Here is a 4,386-nt window from a genome sequence, read left to right on the forward strand (position 1 = left end):
ATCACGCTAAGAGCCGTCAACAACGGGCTAACAAGTCGCTGCACACCGACAACCTACAGTCTTTGGTCGCAAGCTCCTTGCGCTTCCGGTTGCGGATGAGCTCTGGCTTTAGGTTGCCAAATGCTGACCGTGTACTGGGGTCGATCACAGCTAGCCACAGAGAACCGAAAACTAATATCAGGGTGACAGTATGACATTTTCTGACGTACCCTCTGCACTTTCAAATCCTAGATGGGGAAATATATAAAAATCTACAGGGGTTATTCTCTATGATTTTATTAATCCTGGTTTTCCTGTTGGTGGTATCGAGTCAGTCGCAAAATAGTGGAAATGAATCTTCCTCATGGGTGGTGCAGAAACAACGGGGCGATAGTGGACGGACATTTGCTAATTGGTGTCACGAAAAGGCTTCTTTGAGTCCTGAAACTAAACATACTGTTGAGGTGTTGTTGGAGAAAGCGGGAACTACTGAGTGCGAGGCGGCCGATCGACAACTTTCGAGTCTCACAGAACTCACCCTCGACAATAATAAAATCAGTGACATCAAACCGCTAGCATCCTTGACTAAACTGACTGCTCTTTATCTCAGTGGAAATTCGAGCGCACCCAAAACTTGTCCTCTCAAGCCAGAGTCTATCTGTAAATGGGAACTAAAACCTAGCTCTTAAAGCTGGAGAGTTCAGAAAATTACTCTATCCTGACTTAGCCTTCGGGTGTGGTGTCTTAGGTATTTATAAGCTCTGTTATGCAGAGTGAACCTTACCCGCAACCTAGCCGTAACAGTTTCAAGCCCTAGGTTGGCAAATATCGCTTTCCAACAAGCTAAGTTCTGGTCACAATGAAACAAATGTTACTGAGAGGTAAACGACATGGGCCCAGAGGAAGCAGTGCGACTATTTGAGCAGGTTGCTGATGAAAGTTTGACTATATTAAATTTATCGGGTTTGCAGTTGCAAGAAATACCATCGGAAATTGGCAAGTGTACGCATCTGACACGGCTTAATCTCAGCAATACTCAGATTACCTCCATCCCAGAAGCGTTAGGTCAACTGTCCGGTCTAAGATGGCTTACCCTCCGTCAGAATCAGATAACCTCCATTCCAGAAGTGATCGGGCAACTGTCCAATCTGATATTGCTTGACCTCAATGAAAATCAGATTACAGCCATCCCAGATACGATCGGGCAATTGTCGAATCTGACAGAGCTTAACCTTGGTAGCAATCAGATTACCTCTATCCCAGAGGCAATTGGGCAACTGTCAAATCTGACAGTGCTTTCCCTCGGGAGCAATCAGATTACAGCCATCCCAGATACGATTGGGCAGCTGTCAAATCTGACACAGCTTTCCCTCATTGGCAATCAGATTACGGTCATCCCAGATACGATCGGCAAACTGTCAAATCTAACAGAGCTTTACCTCAGTTTCAATCAGATTACCTCTATCCCAGATACGATCGGGCAACTGTCGAATCTGACAGAGCTTTCCCTCTGGAGCAATCAGATTACAGCCATCCCAGATGCGATCGGGCAACTGTCGAGTCTGACAGAGCTTAACCTTAAGGAAAATCAGATTACAGCCATCCCACATACGATCGGGCAACTGTCGAATCTGACAGAGCTTAACCTTGGTGAAAATCAGATTACAGCCATCCCAGATACGATCGGGCAATTGTCGAATCTAACAGAGCTTTACCTTAATAGCAATCAGATTACCTCTATCCCACAGGCAATTAGGCAACTGTCAAATCTGACAGTGCTTTCCCTCGGGAGCAATCAGATTACAGCCATCCCAGAGGCACTCGGGCAACTGTCGAATTTGGAATGGCTTGACCTCGAGAGCAATCAGATTACAGCCATCCCAGAGGCACTCGGGCAACTGTCGAATTTGAAATGGCTTGACCTCAATGACAATCAGATTACCTCCATCCCAGATGCGCTCGGCCAACTATCGAATCTGAGCAAGCTTCGTCTCAATGACAATCAGATTACTTCCATTCCAGAGACGCTCAAACAATTGCCGAGACTGAAAATATATGAATAGCTGAGGGAGCTGTAGCCGTTCCAGATCTAAATAGGAAAATTAGATTATTCGGATGAAACTGCAACGGTTACAAGCTTTAGGCTAGAAAATTTGGGTTTCCCCGCCTAACTTAGGGGGTAAATGAGCAGTCGTACAGAAACTTACGCTAAGGCTGAAACTTTTACTGGATAAGCATTCTGGGAACTATCTTTTTATCTCTCAAAAACTTAAAGAGTTAAAAATTAAACTGTACCAATTAGAGCATAAATTTTTTGGTACAGCTTTTTTGTACGGCACAGTAAGGATTTGAGACTTTTAAGTTTCAGACAGATCGATTGGTACAGATTTATAAGAGGCGAACGCAATATTCAAAACGACTAATCAATTCCTTAGCGTAAGTTTCTGTACGACTGCTCATTTCACCCCGATGTCAAAGTTAAACCAACCATTTTCATAAAAGGCTGTCAATTTTTGAGTGGTGTAATTTGGAGTGGAGAAAATGGGTATACTGAGCTCATGTTAGAACAGCTTACACCATAAGCTATTTAGGATAAAAGCCCTGAACCAAATAATCTCTCTCAAATCTTGAGTGGTGTAATTTGGAGTGGAAAAAATGGGGGCGTTGCATAATGTTCGTATGAATTGAAATCAATTAAGGATGCAATGCCCAGAATGCGGTTGCACCCATATCCGTAAAAATGGGAAGAAACAAGGTAAACACTGATCACATTTCTGTATTGCAAGATACTGCGCTATTCCCAATTAGAAGAACTACTGAGACACTCAATTAGATTGTTACTACATTATCTGAAATTCTGGGATGTTCCGGTTCCTCAATAATTCATACCGCTATTGAGCAACATTAAGTTTGGAGTCCTATAAGCCCAGTAGGAGGAGTTTTGTAACTTTCCAAAAAAGTTGACTCATACCGTGAATCAGCAACGCCCAATTTTGATATTACCCATTGCACAGTTGTGCAAAAATAACTACCTTCACGAGCAACAGGAAATACAAACTTAAGCAATTAAATTGGCACAAACTACTCTAGTTTTATCCCATTTGTTTATTTACGATATTAATTAAGGAAACAGAGTTGGGATTTGAAACAAATTATCCAAACTCAACATTTAGGAACCAATCCATAATAAAAAAGGAGAGCGACCTGGCTACATTTTTTGATGCAAACTCGGATGGTGGCTATCAGTTTACATTTATAAATCACTCAAACAGACCAATACGATACGATCTCCGTAATTATGACTGGTTTAATCGTTTTTCGGCGTTGCTGATTCACGGTATGAATCAACTTTTCGCTTGATGTTACAAAACTCACTCTACTTGGCTTATAGCCATTCCGAAATCTTGAATTCATACCTGTATTTAGCAGCACCAAAATGGGTATACTGAACTCATTTTAGAACAGCTTACACCATAAGCTATTTAGGATAAAAGCCATAAACCAAACAATCTCTCTCAAATCTTGAGTGGTGTAATTTGGAGTGGAAAAGATGGGTATACTGAGTTCATGTTGGAACAGCTTACACCATAAGCTATTTAGGATAAAAGCCCTAAATCAAACAATCTCTCTCAAATCTTGAGTGGTGTAATTTGGAGTGGAAAAAATGGGTATAATTAGTTCATGTTGGAACAGCTTACACCATAAGTTATTTAGAATAAAAAACCTGAATCAAACAATCTCTTTCAAATCTTGAGTGGTGTAATTTGGAGTAAAGAAAATGGGTATACTGAGCTCATGTTGGAACAGCTTACACCATAAGCTATTTAAGATAAAAGCCATGAACCAAACACTCTTTGTCAATACCAAGGGTTTGTAACACGGTTTCAAGAACGTCGGGCTAAAGTCAGCTAAAGTGTTGGCGATATCTTTACTTTTGACATCTACCATATTTTAGGAGATGCTAATGAATCACCCCCAATTGATGAAATTGACTTCGATAGGATTGGTCAGCATTCTGTTACTGGGAATATTGGGTCAATCGCAAATTAGTAGAAATGAACTTTTCTCATGGCTCGTGCAGAAACAACGGGGCGATAGTGAACGGACATTTGCTGATTGGTGTCACGAAAAGGCTTCTTTGAGTCCTGAAACTAAACATACTGTTGAGGTGTTGTTGAAGAAAGCGGGAACTACTGAGTGCAAGGCAGCCGCTCGGAAACTTTCGAGTCTCACGAAACTAAAGCTCGACAAAAATAAAATCCGTGACATCAAACCGCTAGCATCTTTGACTCACCTGGATTGGCTTTCCCTCGACAACAATCAAATTAGCGACATCAAACCGCTAGCATCTTTGACTCACCTGGATTGGCTCTCCCTCGACAACAATCAAATCAGCGACATCAAACC

At 41.7% G+C, this 4,386-nt stretch carries 3 protein-coding genes and 1 pseudogene; all 4 read left to right on the forward strand.

What is annotated here, in order from left to right; genetic code table 11:
* Positions 1-269 precede the first annotated feature (269 nt).
* Complete coding sequence (locus QUA23_RS30470; RefSeq protein ID WP_333078916.1) at positions 270-668, forward strand: leucine-rich repeat domain-containing protein; 399 nt, start codon at positions 270-272, stop codon at positions 666-668.
* A 201-nt stretch (positions 669-869) separates the two neighbouring features.
* Positions 870-2,042, forward strand: a complete 1,173-nt coding sequence (locus QUA23_RS30475) for a leucine-rich repeat domain-containing protein (protein ID WP_333078915.1) — start codon at positions 870-872, stop codon at positions 2,040-2,042.
* Between the two features lie 711 nt (positions 2,043-2,753).
* A pseudogene (locus tag QUA23_RS30480) lies at positions 2,754-2,861 on the forward strand (IS1 family transposase); the annotation flags it as partial.
* A 1,082-nt stretch (positions 2,862-3,943) separates the two neighbouring features.
* Positions 3,944-4,386 (forward strand): leucine-rich repeat domain-containing protein (locus QUA23_RS30485; protein ID WP_333093977.1); only part of this gene is annotated, 443 nt, incomplete at its 3' end.

It is taken from the genome of Microcoleus sp. Pol1C5, from assembly GCF_036701115.1.
In the GTDB taxonomy this organism is placed as follows: Bacteria; Cyanobacteriota; Cyanobacteriia; order Cyanobacteriales; family Microcoleaceae; genus Microcoleus.

What these genes read in the sequence shown, in the direction of transcription:
- QUA23_RS30475 (WP_333078915.1), top strand. Translation starts at nt 870, where the DNA reads ATGGGCCCAGAGGAAGCAGTGCGACTATTTGAGCAGGTTGCTGATGAA.
- QUA23_RS30470 (WP_333078916.1), top strand. Translation starts at nt 270, where the DNA reads ATGATTTTATTAATCCTGGTTTTCCTGTTGGTGGTATCGAGTCAGTCG.